The organism is Streptomyces sp. NPDC090083, assembly GCF_044747445.1.
Taxonomy (GTDB): domain Bacteria; phylum Actinomycetota; class Actinomycetes; order Streptomycetales; family Streptomycetaceae; genus Streptomyces.
Map to the genome: position 1 here is coordinate 478,703 of NZ_JBIVED010000003.1, position 15,243 is coordinate 493,945.

Annotated in this window: 13 protein-coding genes; 9 read left to right on the forward strand and 4 right to left on the reverse strand. The window is 70.1% G+C overall.

What is annotated here, in order from left to right:
- The first annotated feature begins 66 nt into the window (after nucleotides 1-66).
- From mrdA to ACIPTO_RS13180, 4 genes are all read left to right on the forward strand, one after another.
- Entirely contained in the window at nucleotides 67-2,331 is a 2,265-nt protein-coding gene (gene mrdA, locus ACIPTO_RS13165; protein ID WP_401191358.1) for a penicillin-binding protein 2, read from the forward strand.
- Entirely contained in the window at nucleotides 2,328-3,524 is a 1,197-nt protein-coding gene (rodA, locus tag ACIPTO_RS13170) for a rod shape-determining protein RodA (protein ID WP_366313529.1), read from the forward strand. The genes mrdA and rodA overlap by 4 nt, the downstream gene beginning before the upstream one ends.
- A 105-nt stretch (nucleotides 3,525-3,629) precedes the next feature.
- Complete coding sequence (locus ACIPTO_RS13175) at nucleotides 3,630-5,153, forward strand: CHAD domain-containing protein (RefSeq protein ID WP_401191360.1); 1,524 nt, start codon at nucleotides 3,630-3,632, stop codon at nucleotides 5,151-5,153.
- Between the two features lie 86 nt (nucleotides 5,154-5,239).
- Complete coding sequence (locus tag ACIPTO_RS13180) at nucleotides 5,240-7,219, forward strand: TIGR03960 family B12-binding radical SAM protein (RefSeq protein WP_401191362.1); 1,980 nt, start codon at nucleotides 5,240-5,242, stop codon at nucleotides 7,217-7,219.
- A gap of 487 nt (nucleotides 7,220-7,706) precedes the next feature.
- Here ACIPTO_RS13180 and ACIPTO_RS13185 read toward each other — a convergent pair whose 3' ends face one another.
- Complete coding sequence (locus tag ACIPTO_RS13185) at nucleotides 7,707-7,883, reverse strand: hypothetical protein (protein ID WP_401191364.1); 177 nt, start codon at nucleotides 7,881-7,883, stop codon at nucleotides 7,707-7,709.
- 625 nt (nucleotides 7,884-8,508) lie between these two features.
- Between ACIPTO_RS13185 and ACIPTO_RS13190 the strand changes: the two genes are divergently transcribed.
- Nucleotides 8,509-9,318, forward strand: coding sequence for a S1 RNA-binding domain-containing protein (locus ACIPTO_RS13190; protein WP_401191366.1), 810 nt, complete (start codon nucleotides 8,509-8,511; stop codon nucleotides 9,316-9,318).
- An 88-nt stretch (nucleotides 9,319-9,406) separates the two neighbouring features.
- On the opposite strand, the gene ACIPTO_RS13195 is transcribed toward ACIPTO_RS13190, so the two are convergent.
- From ACIPTO_RS13195 to ACIPTO_RS13205, 3 genes are all read right to left on the reverse strand, one after another.
- Nucleotides 9,407-10,096, reverse strand: a complete 690-nt coding sequence (locus ACIPTO_RS13195; RefSeq protein WP_366313537.1) for a DUF899 family protein — start codon at nucleotides 10,094-10,096, stop codon at nucleotides 9,407-9,409.
- A gap of 165 nt (nucleotides 10,097-10,261) precedes the next feature.
- Nucleotides 10,262-11,122, reverse strand: a complete 861-nt coding sequence (locus ACIPTO_RS13200; protein WP_401191368.1) for a hypothetical protein — start codon at nucleotides 11,120-11,122, stop codon at nucleotides 10,262-10,264.
- 98 nt (nucleotides 11,123-11,220) lie between these two features.
- The gene (locus ACIPTO_RS13205) at nucleotides 11,221-11,763 is read right to left on the reverse strand and encodes a cysteine hydrolase family protein (RefSeq protein WP_401191370.1); all 543 of its coding nucleotides are present in this window, start codon (nucleotides 11,761-11,763) and stop codon (nucleotides 11,221-11,223) included.
- A gap of 184 nt (nucleotides 11,764-11,947) precedes the next feature.
- Here ACIPTO_RS13205 and ACIPTO_RS13210 point away from each other — a divergent pair, with 184 nt between their 5' ends.
- From ACIPTO_RS13210 to ACIPTO_RS13225, 4 genes are read left to right on the forward strand one after another with little or no spacing between them, the layout of a single operon-like run.
- The gene (locus ACIPTO_RS13210) at nucleotides 11,948-12,640 is read left to right on the forward strand and encodes a TetR/AcrR family transcriptional regulator (protein WP_401191372.1); all 693 of its coding nucleotides are present in this window, start codon (nucleotides 11,948-11,950) and stop codon (nucleotides 12,638-12,640) included.
- Between the two features lie 3 nt (nucleotides 12,641-12,643).
- Nucleotides 12,644-13,177, forward strand: a complete 534-nt coding sequence (locus ACIPTO_RS13215) for a GNAT family N-acetyltransferase (RefSeq protein WP_401191374.1) — start codon at nucleotides 12,644-12,646, stop codon at nucleotides 13,175-13,177.
- A 15-nt stretch (nucleotides 13,178-13,192) separates the two neighbouring features.
- Nucleotides 13,193-14,356 carry a hypothetical protein gene (locus ACIPTO_RS13220; RefSeq protein WP_401191376.1) on the forward strand — a complete coding sequence of 388 codons (1,164 nt, stop codon included), beginning with the start codon at nucleotides 13,193-13,195 and terminating at the stop codon, nucleotides 14,354-14,356.
- 46 nt (nucleotides 14,357-14,402) lie between these two features.
- A complete protein-coding gene (locus ACIPTO_RS13225) occupies nucleotides 14,403-15,227 on the forward strand; it encodes a TIGR03936 family radical SAM-associated protein (RefSeq protein WP_401191378.1) in 825 nt (274 codons plus the stop codon).
- The last annotated feature ends 16 nt before the right edge of the window (nucleotides 15,228-15,243 follow it).

Here is a 15,243-nt window from a genome sequence, read left to right on the forward strand (position 1 = left end):
GCGGTTCGGATATGACTCATCCACGCACCGACGCGTACACGTACTGAGAGGGGGAGGCAGCACCACATGACCAACATCCCGGAGACCGGTCGGACTCCACGGGTTCAGATCAGGCTCGTCGTCATCCAGATTCTCGTCCTCTCCCTCCTCGGCACCCTCGGCGGGCGCCTCTGGTACCTGCAGATCCGCGAGGGCTCCGCGTACCAGAAGGAAGCGTCCGGCAACCACGTCCAGCAGGTCGTCGAGCCCGCGGTGCGCGGTTCGATACTGGACGCGCGCGGGGTGCCCCTCGCCGACAACGAGACCCGGCTCGTGGTCTCCGCCTCCCGCACCGACCTGCTGAAGCAGGCGGACGACGGCAAGGCCGTCCTCACCAAGCTGGCCGGCGTGCTCGGGCTGAAGCCCGCGGACGTCATCCAGAAGGTCCGGCTGTGCGACGCGAAGACCCCGCAGCCCTGCTGGAACGGCTCGCCCTACCAGCCGATCCCGATCACCGACGAGGCCACCGCCAAGCAGGCCCTGCAGATCCGCGAGCGCGCCGAGGACTTCCCCGGCATCACCGCCGAGCCCGAGGCCGTACGGCGCTACGCGGCCCCCGGCGACGCCAACGTGGCCCAGGTCCTCGGCTACCTCTCGCCGGTCACCGACGACGAGATCACCCAGGCCAAGGACAGCGACTCGCCCTACCTCCGCTCCGACCAGGTCGGCCGCTCCGGCCTGGAGCGCGAGTACGACAAGCAACTGCGCGGCAAGGCCGGCGTCACCCGCTACGAGGTCGACAACCTCGGACGCGTCATCGGCAAGGCCAAGTCCGATGCCCCGGAGCCCGGTTCGAACCTCGTCACCAGCATCGACGCCCGGGTGCAGCGGGTCGCCGAGTACCAGCTCGACAAGGCGATGAAGAGCGCCCGCCAGCAGTTCGACAAGATCACCGGCGAGAACTACAAGGCCGACTCCGGCGCCGTCGTCGTGATGGAGGCCAAGACCGGCCGGATCGTCGCCATGGCGTCCGCGCCGACGTACGACCCGAACGTCTGGGTCGGCGGCATCTCCGCCAAGGACTACAAGCAGCTCACCGGCAAGAACTCCGACTACCCGCTGCTCAACCGGGCCATACAGGGTCAGTCGGCGCCCGGTTCGACGTTCAAGGTGGTCTCCACGGCCGCCGCGGTCGAGGCCGGCTACACCTGGGACGGCGGCTACCCCTGCACGAGTTCGTACTCGGTGGGCGGCCAGGTCTTCAAGAACTTCGAGGGCGAGAACTTCGGCCCCATCTCGCTGGGCCGGGCCCTGGAGGTCTCCTGCGACACCGTCTTCTACGGTCTCGCCGACGCCCAGTGGAAGAAGGACGGCGGCATCAACCCGAAGAAGGGCGAGCCGAAGGACTACTTCTACAAGGCGGCCCACCAGTTCGGCCTCGGCAAGATCACCGGCGTCGACCTCCCGAACGAGGTCACCGGCCGCGTCCCGGACCGCAAGTGGAAGCAGGAGACCTGGGAGGCCAACAAGGCCTACTGGTGCAAGACCGGCAAGAAGGGCGGCACGTACGTCCAGCAGATCGCGTACGAGAACTGCCTCGAAGGCAACAAGATGCGCGAGGGCGACTCGATCAACTACTCCATCGGCCAGGGCGACACCCTCGTCACGCCGATCCAGGAGGCCATGATCTACGGCGCCCTCGCCAACGGCGGCACCGAGTACGTCCCCACCATCGGCAAGGCGATCGTCAGCGCCGACGGCAAGACGGTCCAGGAGATCAAGCCCCAGGTGAAGGCGAAGCTGCCGATCAGCGCGGCCACCCACAAGGGCATCGACAAGGCCCTCGCGGGCGTGGTCACCAGCGGTACCGCCGCCTGGAAGTTCCAGGGCTGGCCGCAGGACAAGATCGAGCTGCACGCCAAGACGGGTACGGCGGAGGTCTACGGCAAGCAGACCACCTCCTGGTTCGCCACCTACACCAAGGACTACACGGTCGTCATGACGATCGCGCAGGCCGGTACCGGTTCCGGCGCCTCCGGTGAGGCCGTGCGCAACATCTACAACGCGATGTACGGCGTCCAGGCCGACGGCTCCATCGACAAGAAGAAGGCGATGCTGCCCACGCCGCAGACGAGCCTCCCGAAGGTCCGCGCCGACGGCACGATCGCCTCCCCGAAGATCACCGCCGACCCGGCCAAGGAGCTGGAGAAGCAGCAGGAGAAGGCGACCGAGCAGGGCGTCACCGCCACGGACGACACCCAGCCGCCCGCCACCTCGCCGACCGCGAACACGACCAACAGCAACACCCGCAGGCGTCCGCGCAGAAGGGGTGGCCGGAGGATGCTCACATGACCGGCAACAGCTTCTCCGTCTCCGGATACGGTCCCGAACGGGCCGGCTGGACACGGGTCTTCGCCCGTGACTCGCTGGCCCGCCGGCTGGACTGGCCGATACTGCTCTCCGCGGTCGGCCTGTCCCTGATCGGCTCGCTGCTGGTCTACTCGGCGACCCGCAACCGCACCGAGATCAACCAGGGCGACCAGTACTACTTCCTGATCCGCCACCTCATGAACACCGGCATCGGCATCGCCCTGATGATCGGCGTCATCTGGGTCGGCCACCGCACCCTGCGCGTCGTCGTCCCGTTCCTCTACGGCGCCTCGGTGTTCGGCATCCTGCTGGTGCTGACCCCGCTCGGCTCGACGGTCAACGGCGCGCACTCCTGGATCGTGCTCGGCGGCGGCTTCTCGCTCCAGCCCTCGGAGTTCGTGAAGATCACGATCATCCTGGGCATGGCGATGATCCTCGCCGCCCGGGTCGACGCGGGCGACAAGCCCTACCCCGACCACCGCACGGTCCTCCAGGCGCTCGGCCTCGCCTCGGTCCCGATGATGATCGTCATGCTGATGCCCGACCTCGGCTCGGTCATGGTCATGGTCATCATCGTGCTCGGCGTCCTGCTCGCCTCCGGCGCCTCCAACCGCTGGGTCTTCGGCCTGCTCGGCGCGGGCACCCTGGGCGCCGTCGCCGTGTGGCAGCTGCACTTCCTGGACGAGTACCAGATCGCCCGCTTCGCCGCCTTCGCCAACCCGAGCCTCGACCCGGCGGGCGTCGGCTACAACACCAACCAGGCCCGCATCGCCATCGGCTCCGGCGGCCTCACCGGCGAGGGCCTGTTCCACGGATCGCAGACAACAGGCCAGTTCGTCCCCGAGCAGCAGACGGACTTCGTCTTCACCGTCGCGGGCGAGGAACTGGGCTTCGTCGGCGCGGGCCTGATCCTCGTCCTCCTCGGCGTGGTCCTGTGGCGCGCCTGCCGCATCGCCCGCGACTCGACCGAGCTCTACGGCACGATCGTCGCCGCCGGGATCGTCGCCTGGTTCGCCTTCCAGGCCTTCGAGAACGTCGGCATGACCCTCGGCATCATGCCCGTCACTGGTCTGCCCCTGCCCTTCGTGTCCTACGGCGGCACATCGATGTTCGCCGTGTGGCTCGCGGTGGGGCTGCTCCAGTCGATCCGCGTGCAACGCCCGATGTCCGCCTAGTCCCTTTCCTCACCCCGTCATGACCACCCGGTTTGCCCGAGTTTCCCGGGGGTTCATTTCGGACGCCCTCTGCCATCCCGGCTCGTCAGCAACTAGATTCGGTGCATGGCGGACACACAGCGGGAGATCGAGCGCAAGTACGAGTCCGACGACAGCGGTCTGCCCGACCTGACCGCCGTCGCCGGCGTCGCGACCGTCATCGACAAGGGCGTCATGAGCCTCGACGCCGTGTACTACGACACGGCCGACGAACGCCTCGCCGCCGCCGAACTCACCCTGCGCCGCCGCACCGGAGGCTCCGACGCCGGCTGGCACCTGAAGGTGCCGGTCGCGCCCGGCGTCCGCGACGAGATCCGCGAACCCCTCTCCGACACCCTGCCGCGCACCCTCGCGGGCCTGGTCCGCGCCCGCGTCCGCGAGGCCGAGCTGGCGCCGGTCGTCCGCCTGCGCTCCGACCGCGACGTACGCCACCTCGTCGACGCCCAGGGCGGACTCCTCGCCGAGGTCAGCGTGGACGCCGTCCGCGCGGAACGCCTCACCGAGGGCGGCGGCACCGCCCAGTGGACCGAGATCGAGGTCGAACTCGCCGACGGCGGCGACCCGGTGTTCCTCGACAAGGTGGAGAAGCGGCTGCGCAAGGCGGGCGTCCGGCCGTCCTCGTCCTCCTCCAAACTGGCCAGGGCGCTGCGGGAGACGGCTCCCGGGTCCGCGAAGAAGAAGCGCAAGGCCTCCGCGACCGCCCCGCGCGACCCGGTCACCGCGGGCGACCACGTCCTCGCCTACGTCCGCGCCCAGCGCGACGCGATCCTCGAACTCGACCCGGCCGTACGGCAGGACGCCTACGACTCGGTGCACCGGATGCGGGTCGCCACCCGGCGGCTGCGCAGCACGTTCCGGTCGTTCGGGAAGGTCCTCGACCGCGCGGCCACTGACCCGATCGGCGAGGAACTGAGATGGCTGGCAGGGGAGTTGGGCGTCGACCGGGACCGCGAGGTGATGACCGAACGGCTGACGACGGTCCTTGGCGAACTGCCCCGCACCCTGATCTCCGGCCCCGTCCGTACCCGGCTGCGCACCTGGGCCAACGCCCGGCGCGGCGGCTCGCGACGGCGGCTGATCGGCGTCCTCGACTCCCGGCGGTACCTCGCGCTCCTCGACACCCTGGACGCGCTGATCGCCGAACCGCCCCTGCTGAAGGACGCCGCGGGCAAGCCGGAGAAGGCGGTCGCCAAGGCTGTGCGCAAGGACTTCGGGAAGGTCTCCGCGCTCGTCGCGGAGGCGCTGGAGGCGCCGCCCGGCGCGGACCGTGACCTCGCGCTGCACGAGGCGCGCAAGAAGGCGAAGCGCACGCGGTACGCGGCGGAGGCGGCGACCCCGGCGCTCGGCGCCTCGGCCCGCGCGCTCGCCAAGTCCATGAAGTCCCTGACCAGCCTGCTCGGTGAGCACCAGGACAGCGTGATGGTCCGGGTGACCCTGCGGGAGCTGTCCGCGGTCGCGCACGCGGCGGGGGAGAGTTCCTTCACCTACGGGGTGCTGTACGGACGCGAGGAGCAGCGGGCGGCCGGGGTGGAGGCGGCCCTGCCGGAGGCCTGGAGGACGATCGTGGCGGAGGGGCCGGGCCAGGGGTGATCCCTGGTGCGTACGGGTGAGGTCCGGGATCGCGTTAGTCTGGATGGTCACCCGTCCGTCCAGCCCCGCTCACAAAGGTTCGCGAGATGCCTGCCGAAGTCGCTGCGGCCGCAGAGTCCGTTTTCCCGCAGCTCGAAGCCCTGCTCCCGCAGGTGCAGAAGCCGATCCAGTACGTCGGCGGCGAGCTCAACTCCACCGTCAAGCCGTGGGAGTCGTGCGACGTCCGCTGGGCACTGATGTACCCGGACGCCTACGAGGTCGGCCTGCCCAACCAGGGCGTCATGATCCTCTACGAGGTCCTGAACGAGCAGGAGGGCGTCCTCGCCGAGCGCACGTACAGCGTGTGGCCGGACCTGGAGGCGCTGATGCGGGAGCACCGGGTCCCGCAGTTCACGGTCGACAGTCACCGCCCGGTGGGCGCGTTCGACGTCTTCGGCCTGAGCTTCTCCACCGAACTCGGCTACACGAACATGCTCACGGCCCTGGACCTCGCGGGCATCCCGCTGGAGTCGAAGGACCGGACGATCGACGACCCGATCGTGCTCGCCGGCGGCCACGCGGCCTTCAACCCCGAGCCGATCGCCGACTTCGTCGACGCGGTCGTCATCGGCGACGGCGAGCAGGCCGTGCTCGACATGACGAAGATCATCCGCGGCTGGAAGGCGGAGGGCCGCCCCGGTGGCCGCGAGGAGGTCCTCTTCCGCCTCGCGAAGACGGGCTCCGTCTACATCCCCGCGTTCTACGACGTCGAGTACCTGCCGGACCACCGCATCGCGCGGGTCGTACCGAACAGGAGCGGTGTCCCGTGGCGGGTGTCGAAGCACACCGTCATGGACCTCGACGAATGGCCGTACCCGAAGCAGCCGCTGGTCCCGCTCGCCGAGACGGTCCATGAGCGGATGTCGGTCGAGATCTTCCGCGGCTGCACGCGCGGCTGCCGCTTCTGCCAGGCGGGCATGATCACCCGCCCGGTGCGGGAGCGGTCGATCACGGGCATCGGCGACATGGTCGAGAAGGGCCTCAAGGCGACCGGCTTCGAGGAGGTCGGCCTGCTCTCCCTGTCCTCCGCGGACCACTCGGAGATCGCCGAGGTCGCGAAGGGCCTCGCGGACCGCTACGAGGAGGACAAGATCGGCCTGTCCCTCCCGTCGACCCGCGTGGACGCGTTCAACGTCGACCTGGCGAACGAGCTGACCCGCAACGGACGGCGATCGGGCCTCACCTTCGCCCCCGAGGGCGGCTCGGAGCGCATGCGCAAGGTCATCAACAAGATGGTCTCGGAAGAGGACCTGATCCGCACGGTCTCGACGGCGTACGGCAACGGCTGGCGCCAGGTGAAGCTGTACTTCATGTGCGGCCTCCCGACCGAGACCGACGAGGACGTCCTGCAGATCGCCGACATGGCGATGAACGTGATCGCCGAGGGCCGCAAGGTCTCCGGCCAGAACGACATCCGCTGCACCGTCTCCATCGGCGGCTTCGTCCCCAAGCCCCACACGCCGTTCCAGTGGGCCCCGCAGCTGAGCGCGGAGGAGACGGACGCCCGCCTCACCAAGCTCCGCGACAAGATCCGCGGAGACAAGAAGTACGGCCGCTCGATCGGCTTCCGCTACCACGACGGCAAGCCCGGCATCGTCGAGGGCCTGCTCTCCCGCGGCGACCGCCGCATCGGCGCGGTCATCCGCGCGGTCTACGAGGACGGCGGCCGCTTCGACGGCTGGCGCGAGCACTTCTCCTACGACCGCTGGATGCGCTGCGCGGAGAAGACGCTGCCCGCGTTCGGCGTGGACGTCGACTGGTACACCACCCGCGAGAAGACCTACGAGGAGGTCCTCCCCTGGGACCACCTCGACTCCGGCCTCGACAAGGACTGGCTCTGGGAGGACTGGCAGGACGCCCTCGACGAGACGGAGGTCGAGGACTGCCGGTGGACACCGTGCTTCGACTGCGGGGTCTGCCCGCAGATGGACACGGCCATACAAATCGGCCCGACGGGCAAGAAGTTGCTGCCGCTGACGGTCAAGAACGCGGGTCCTTCGCCTGCTGCGAGCGGTCACTCTCACTGAGGTGAGTGAGGTGTTGGGGCGGATCACGGAGGTACTCGGGGACGGCGGCGAGGAAGAGGCGGCTGCCGTCCTGAGGGCGCTCGGGGCGCAGTCTGGACGGCAGCCCATCGTGCGGCAGATGCCGTGGACGCCGCTGCCGCCGCCAGGACCCTCCTTGGGGATTCACTCTGAGGTGGTGGAGTGGGTCTGAGGTCCGCGAGGCTCTTAGCTTGAGATGTGAGGCGCTGCACGGCTGAAGTGCGGCCTGGTCCATGTGCTCAGCTGGCGGACCGGTCCTGCGGCTGCCATTCACGGGGTCAGTTCCGGGATGGCGGAGGGGGCTCGGTGACCCCCAAGTCATGCCGGGCCAAAGTGTAGAACGCGTCGGGTTTCTGGTTGACCCGCTGTGAGCCGCGGATCCATCCCTCCGGGTCTTGCCTCTGCTCTCGTGCAGAGGATGGCGGGCGATCGCGGATCGCGGCCGCCGCCGAGGCGAGTGTTGTTGCTTCTACTGCGGGTAGCCCTGTTCGCCCATGCACTGCTTGAAGATCTTCTCGTGCATGGTGGCGCTGTAGGCATCGGTGAGGGTGTCGAGTGACTGGTCGCCGGTGTTACCCCCGCTGGGGTAGGCGCGGTCGGCGACTGTCTCGCAGTGGGCGCGTGCCTCGGTCTCGGTGAGCTGCACCTGGGGGTTGCTCGGGATGCTGGCGGTTCCGATGGCGTCTTGCCCATCCTTGCCGTCTTTCCCTGCTGGCCCGGTGAGGCCGATCGGTCCGGGTGGACCTGCTGGTCCGGGAGGCCCTGAGGGGCCGGAGCGGCCGGGCCGGCTGGCCTTGTGTTCCAGGTTGCTGATCTGTGTCTGTTGGACGATGAGTGCGGTGGATTGTGCGGCGAGGACGGCGATGAGGACGCCCGTGAGGATGACGTGCCTCCGCGATCTTCGCGCGGAAGTGGTGTCGCTGCTCATTTACCCCCCAGGGTGTGTGGCGAAAGTGTAAGGGGGTGTGGCGACGCCGTGGCGTCGTAGTCGAGGCATCGCACGTCTGCCTTGAGCCTGGCCTTTTGGTTGAGGCCGGGGCGCTCGTGCGGCCCTCTACATGGTGGGAAGCTGTCCGGGCTTGGCCTCGATGATCTTTGTTTTGGTGCAGCCCTCGGCCCCGAGTGCCCGTTTGCGTGCGCCCGCAGATGGACACCCACATCCAGATCGGCCCGACGGGCAAGAAACTGCTCCCGCTGACGGTGAAGCAGCCCGCGGGGACGGGGGGCGGGCACGCGCACTGAGGTGGCCCTCTTGTGAGAGCCTGACCCGCATGGGGGATGTGCCGGTCGATCAGGCTGCCAGGGCGTTTCTGGCGGCGATCAAGGTCGGTGATCTCCGCTCGGGAACGATTGCGGCGGTCACGCGGTCCGAGGTGACGGTGATCCTGGACGGTTTCGCTGCCTCGCCGCTGGGGTGGGTGGGGGCGCTGGACGGCTCCTGGCGCCGGCGCTTCGCCGAGGTGGCGGAGGTAGGACAACGGATCACTGCCGAGGTGATGGCTGTGGATGCGGGTCAGGCACGGCTGTCGATGGCGGCCACCGAAAACCCGGAACTCTGGGCGTTCCTCAAGCGGCTTCGGCCTGGTGAGATTCTGACCGGCACGGTGGCGTCGATCGAACGCTTCGGTGTGTTCGTGGCACTGGACGAGGGCCCTGCCCACCCGATCTATCCCGGCGTCGGTTTCATCACGTACCCCGAGTTGTCCTGGCGTCGTTTCGAGGCGGCGACCGAGGTCGTCGAGGTCGGGCAGCGCTTGTCGTGTGAGTTCTTGCAGTTCGACACATGGAACGGGGAGGCGCGCCTGTCCCTGCGGGCGATGCAGCCGGACCCCTTCCCGGGGTTCGTCGACGGCGTCGTGGTGGGACAGAAGCTGAACGGGCGGGTGACGAAACTCGTCCCGTTCGGTGTCTTCGTGGAGGTCGCCGACGGCATCGAGGGCATGGTGCATCTGTCCGAGCTGAGCCCGGTGCCCGTGTCCGCGCCGGAGGACGTCGTCCAGGTCGGCGATGAGCTGACGGTCGTCGCCGTGGACATCGACCGGGAGCGGCGCCGGCTGTCGCTGTCCCGGCGGCAGGTCTGAGCGGTTGCGGTTCGGACCGAGCCCGGCCTCTCCGCCACGTGGAGTGACGCGCCGCCTGGCCGGGCCCGGTCGCCGGTCTGTCGTGTCCTCAGCCCGGGTGGGGGCCGTACAGCGCCGCGATGTCCTTCGAGCCTGCCCAGCCGCTGTAGGTGGGGGACTGGGGCCAGCCGGTGGGGGAGTCCTGCCACTGCTCCTGGCGGCCGTAGGGCAGGAGGTCGATCAGGGCGAAGGTGTGGGTGAGCTGCTCGGTGCCGCGGCCGTCGGTGTGCCAGGTGCGGTAGACGGTGTCCCCGTGGCGGAGGAAGACGTTGACGGCGAAGCCGCCGTCGGGCGGGGCGCCCACGTCCGTGCCGAAGGGGCTGTTCGCCGTCGAGTACCAGGGCATCCGGTTGCCGACGCGCTCCTTGTAGGCGAGGGCCTCGTCGATCGGGCCCTGGGTGACGATGACGAAGCGGGCGTCGTAGTTGTCCAGGAACTCCAGACGTGTGAACTGCGAGGTGAATCCGGTGCAGCCCGGGCACTGCCAGTCCTTGTCGGCGAACCACATGTGGTTGTAGACGATCAACTGCCGCTTGCCGTCGAAGAGTTCCGCCAGCCGTACGGGGCCGTCCGCGCCGTCGAGGGTGTAGTCGGGCATCTCCACCATCGGCAGCCGACGGCGCTCGGCGGCGATGGCGTCCAGCTCCCGGGTCGCGGCCTTCTCCCGAGTACGGAGAGCCGCGAGCCGGGACTCCCACGTGGCGATGTCCACGACGGGCGGCAGTGCGTCGGCGGTCATGATCCCTCACATTGCTTGTGGTGTGGGCAGGGTTGTCCCCTGGTACGGGGTGGACTCCGCCGCGTGCCGGAACTCATCGGTCGGTGGGGGTGGGCCGGTGTGGGTGTCTAAAGGTGTGCCCCACCTGGGGCACCGCGGGGCCCCCTGCGCAGGTGCGCCGGGGAGTCACCCGCCGGACGGTGAAGCCGGTGGGTGGCTCGGGTGCAGGGTGGGGGAGAGCGGGGGCAGGTCCGCGCACAGTGCCGTGGGGAACGCCGGTTCCGCGCGCCGTACGGCCGCGCAGCCACCCGTCGCGCTCGACGTGATCGGTGCCCAGCCGGCGGGCTTCGCGCGGAAGAACCAGCGGTCGCCCAGCCGGGACGTGCAGCCGGACGGGGTCGCGGTCGTGTCGCCGCAGACCGGGCCCGTGCGCCAGGAGAAGTCGAGCACCAGCCACTTGCCGTCGCAGTGTTCCGCGTCGCGGTAGGTGTGCGCGGGGGCGTCGGCCGCGATGAGCGCCTGGTCGTAGGAGGCGGTGGTGCAGCCGGTGGCCGGCGGGTGACAGCCGAGTTCGCCGCACAGGCGCAGCGCGGGCAACTGGGCGCCGTCGGTGGTGAATTGACTTTCGGTGTCGACGACCAGCTTCTGGTTTCCCAGGGGCCGAGGCAGCCGGACCCGTGTCGCGGCCGTTCGTTCCCTGGTGCAGCCGGAGTTCCGGTCCCCCGAGGGGGAGGAGAAGGTGATCTGGACCCACACGGTGTCGTTCTCCGTGTCGGTGACCACGGCCTTGAGCCCCCGCACGCACGGGCGCCTGCCGTCGGGTACCTGGGCGGTCAGGGTCAACGTGCGCTGATCGTCGTCCAGTTGGGCCCCCAGGACCCGGGAGGGTTCCTCCGTTGTCCAGGGGATCGGCCCGGTCGGTGTCGCCCCGTCCGTACCGCCCGCACTGCCCGCGAGCCGCGTCCCGCAGGCGGCGAAGACCAGGACGGCGGCCACGGCGCAGAAGGCGGCCAGTACGGCCGCTCCGCGTGTTCTGACTGGTCCCACGAGCGCTCAATCCCCCCGGATCGCTGAGCCGTTGACCTCGGGCCGGTGTGGACGGGAGTCCCGCACCGGCCTCAAGTGCCCGCCTCAATATAGGGAGTTCAGTGCGCGGCGACCCACTCGGCCACGGTCGTCACCTCCGCCTGCCTCGGGAACACCTTCTCCGTGAGGACGCGGTGGACCTCCGGGTCGTTGTCGAGGCAGCCGTCGGACAGGACGGTGAGGGTGAAGTCCAGGTCGGCGGCCTGGCGAAGGGTGGACAGGACGACCCCGCTGGTGGCGATGCCCGTCAGGACCAGGTGGTCGATGCCCTTCGCCCGCAGCACCATGTCGAGGTCGCTGCCGGCGAACGCGCTGACACGGCGCTTGGTGACGACGATGTCGTCGGGGCCGGGCGCCACGTCCGGGTGGATCTCGTTGGCCTGGGCCGACGCGGGGGCGCCCGCGAGTCTGCCGAACATCTTGTTGCGGGGGCTGATCTCCGGGGCGCCCGGGCGGAATCCGACGGTCACATGGATCACGGGGACGCCGTTCGCGCGGGCCGCGCCGATCGCCTCGCGCAGGCGCGGCAGATACGCCGGGTCCGGATAGCGGTCCACGATCATCTGCTGGACGTCCATGACGAGAAGGGCTTGCTGGGACACCGCGTGCCTTTCGAGGTGGGGAGGGAGAACAGGGGGCAGGGGAGTAGGGGAGCCGGGGAGGAGGGAGAGGCGACTAAGTCATCAAGTGATTACTTGCCTAACGTAATCATGCCCTGTAGTCATGTCAACGAGTGATGACTTGAGCTGACTTGAGCTGGCCGAGGGTGCTGGAGGGAGGCCGCCGGTGGTGACGGGCGAGCTGCGTGACGAGGGTGGAGCGGGCGATCGCGAGGGCGTGAGTGAGGGCGGGAACGCGGGCGACGGGCGTCGTCGGCGGGACGCGGCGGCGACCCGGCAGGCGCTGCTGGAGGCCGCGAGCAGCCGTTTCACCCGGCTCGGCTACGACCGCACGACGCTGCGGGACGTTGCCGCCGACGTCGGCGTCAACCTGGCCCTGATCAAACGGTACTTCGACTCGAAGGAGGGCCTGTTCAAAGCCGCCCTCGCCTCGACTCCCCGCTTCCTGGGCCGCGATGAGCGGTTCCCCTCGGACCGGGCCGGCCTCGCCGAGGCGCTCAGCCACCAACTGTCCGCGGGCGCCTGGCCGGAGTTCGGCGAACACCCCGTCCTGATGCTCCTGCGCGGCTCCGGCGACGAACGCGTGGACGCCCTGCGCCGCAAGGCCCTGGACGACTTCAGCCACCAGATCCTCCAGGCGTCCGGCGAGGGATCGGAGGGTGAGGCCGGGGAGGCCGGGGAGGACGAGGAACGGCTGCTGCGCGCGGAACTCCTCGTCGCCCTCGGCGTGGGCGTCGCCGTCGTGCGCTCCGCCGTGGGCCTGCGGCCGTTGCGCGACGCGACCGCCGACCAACTGGCCGCGCCGCTGCGGGAGATCGTCGACGCGCTGCTGTCGCCGACCGCCGACCCGGCACCCTGACCGATGGCCCGACTGATCCTGCCCGACGCGCGGTTCCGGGTCTCGTTCCTGGACGCGGTGCGCGAGCACGTCACCGAGGACGACTTCTCCGCCGGTGCCCTGGCACGTGAGCTGCGGGAACACGGGGAAGCGTGGCGGCGGCCCGAGGGGTTCGCGCGGTATGTCGAGGCGGTGCGGCAGGAGTCGGCCGAGGACGGGCGGCGGCCGGAGGGGTTCGTGCCGCACACCTGGTACTGGTACGTGGACGGCGACACCTACCTCGGCCGTATCCAGATACGGCACCGGCTCACTCGATGGCTGCTCGACCACGGCGGTCACATCGGGTACGGCGTCCGGCCCGGGGCCCGGCGGAGGGGCCACGCGACCGCGATGCTGCGTGACGTGCTGCCGTACGCCCGGGCGCTGGGTCTGGAGGAGGTCCTCGTGACCTGTGATGTCACCAACGTCGCGTCCCGCAAGGTGATCGAGGCCGTCGGCGGGGAGTTCGAGGACGAGCGGGGCGGAAAACTGCGGTACTGGATACGGACAGGGCGCTGAGGCGTCCTGGTTGATATGGACGCCCCTACGGAAGTTGATGTGGACGCCGCTGTGGAATCCGAGAAGCAGCCGATCCTCGCGAGGCCGTCGCCGCGGCCGCCCGAGGGGTGTCTCGCCGTCGCGATCCGCGTCCCGGTGCGCATCGTCGTGCTCGTGCTCGTCGTGCCCGTGCGGCTGGTGTGGGACGCGCTGGTGGTCGGCGGGCGGTTCCTGTACCGGACCGTGCTGCGACCGGTGGGCCGCGCGGTGTTCGTGTGGCCGTGGGTGGCGCTGTGGCGGTACGCGGTCGTGCCGATGTGGCGGTACGTGGTCGTGCCGCTGGCCAAGGGGCTCGGCCTCCTCGTCCATGCTCTTCTCCTGGTGCCGCTCGGCTGGCTGTACCGGTACGTGTTCACCCCGCTCGGGCACGGCCTCGTCTGGAGCGCCGGGCGGATCGCGGCCGGTCTGGCGTGGGTCTACGCGCGCGTGCTCACTCCCGTCGGGCACGCGTGCGCGTGGGCCCTCAACGGGGTGGCCGCCGGTGTGGCGTGGGTGGCGGGCGGGGTCGCCGTCGCCGTGGCCCGGCTCGGGCGCTGTCTGTTCGTCGTGCCCGCCGGATGGCTGTACGTCTGGGTCCTCACGCCGGTCGGGCGGGCCCTCGCCCAATGCGGGCGGGGTGCGCTGCGGCTGGTGCGGGCGGTCGGTACCGGATTCGGGTTCGTCCTCTACTGGACCGCCCGGATCCTGCTCGTGCTGCCCGCCGTCGGTCTCTGGCGCTGGGTGCTGACCCCGGTCGGGCGCGTGCTCGCCGTCGTCGGGCGGGAGGTGCGGGACGCCCTCGGGCACGCCTGGCGGATCGCCGGGCATGTCTCGCTCGCCGTGGGGCGGGCCCTCGCGACCCTCTTCCGGTGGATCTTCGTCGCGCCCGTGAGCTGGGTGTACCGGACGATCCTCACCCCGGTCGGACACGTCGTACGGGACCTCGTGCTGCGGCCGGCCGCCGAGGCCGCGCGCGCTGTGGGACGGGTCACCCGGCAGGTGCTGACCGCCGTCCGCGACTCCGCCCGGCAGGCCCGCGCCGACGTCCGGCGGATGGTCTTCGGTGAGCCGCGGGTGCCCCGGCCGGTGGAGCCGCGGGAACCGATGAGCGACGACACACGTACTCTTGGTAGAAGTACGACCGTTCTCACGAAGGACTAGGACACTGGGCAAGCGACAGCCCGAAGGCCCGCCGCCCGCACCCGCGGTGCAGCGCATCCGACTGCGCTACACCAAGCGCGGCCGCCTCCGGTTCACCAGCCACCGTGACTTCCAGCGCGCCTTCGAGCGTGCGCTGCGCCGCGCCGAGGTGCCGATGGCGTACTCGGCGGGGTTCACGCCGCATCCGAAGGTGTCGTACGCCAATGCCGCACCCACCGGCACGGGCAGCGAAGCGGAATACCTGGAGATCGCGCTCACGGCCGAGCGCGACCCCGACAAGCTGCGTGAGCTGCTCGACGAGTCGATGCCCGTGGGCCTCGACATCGTCGACGCGGTCGAGGCCCGTACCTCCGGGCTCGCCGACCGGCTCACGGCTTCCGTGTGGGAGCTGCGGCTCGACGGGGTGGCACCCGAGGACGCCGAGCGCGCGGTGGCCGCGTTCAACGCGGCCGAGAGCGTCGAGGTCCAGCGCATGGCCAAGAACGGCATGCGCACGTTCGACGCCCGCCCCGCCGTGGCGAGCCTCGACGCCATGTCCGTGACGCCCGATGCACGGCCCGCCGCAAGCGGCGGCTCCACTGGAGCGGCTGAAGCCGCGCCCCTTGATGGGCCTAACGACCAGGCCTGTGCGATACTGCGGCTGGTTGTTCGGCACGTGACGCCTGCCGTTCGACCCGACGACGTCCTGTCCGGTCTTCGCGCCGTGGCCGACCTGGCGCCGCCGGTCGCCGCAGCGGTGACCAGGCTGGCGCAGGGGCTGTTCGATGAAGAGACCGGCACGGTGACCGACCCGCTCGCGCCCGACCGCGAGGCAGCAGAGACCGCGCACCGCGCGGTCGCCGAAGCCGCCGCCGCGAAGGCGCCGGCGTAGGGAAGGTTCCGCGTAG

Excerpts from the sequence above, each read along its gene's own strand:
- mrdA (WP_401191358.1), top strand. The coding sequence starts at position 67 with ATGACCAACATCCCGGAGACCGGTCGGACTCCACGGGTTCAGATCAGG.
- rodA (WP_366313529.1), top strand. The coding sequence starts at position 2,328 with ATGACCGGCAACAGCTTCTCCGTCTCCGGATACGGTCCCGAACGGGCC.
- ACIPTO_RS13175 (WP_401191360.1), top strand. The coding sequence starts at position 3,630 with ATGGCGGACACACAGCGGGAGATCGAGCGCAAGTACGAGTCCGACGAC.
- ACIPTO_RS13180 (WP_401191362.1), top strand. The coding sequence starts at position 5,240 with ATGCCTGCCGAAGTCGCTGCGGCCGCAGAGTCCGTTTTCCCGCAGCTC.
- ACIPTO_RS13190 (WP_401191366.1), top strand. The coding sequence starts at position 8,509 with ATGGGGGATGTGCCGGTCGATCAGGCTGCCAGGGCGTTTCTGGCGGCG.
- ACIPTO_RS13195 (WP_366313537.1), bottom strand. The coding sequence starts at position 10,096 with ATGACCGCCGACGCACTGCCGCCCGTCGTGGACATCGCCACGTGGGAG.
- ACIPTO_RS13215 (WP_401191374.1), top strand. The coding sequence starts at position 12,644 with ATGGCCCGACTGATCCTGCCCGACGCGCGGTTCCGGGTCTCGTTCCTG.
- ACIPTO_RS13220 (WP_401191376.1), top strand. The coding sequence starts at position 13,193 with ATGGACGCCCCTACGGAAGTTGATGTGGACGCCGCTGTGGAATCCGAG.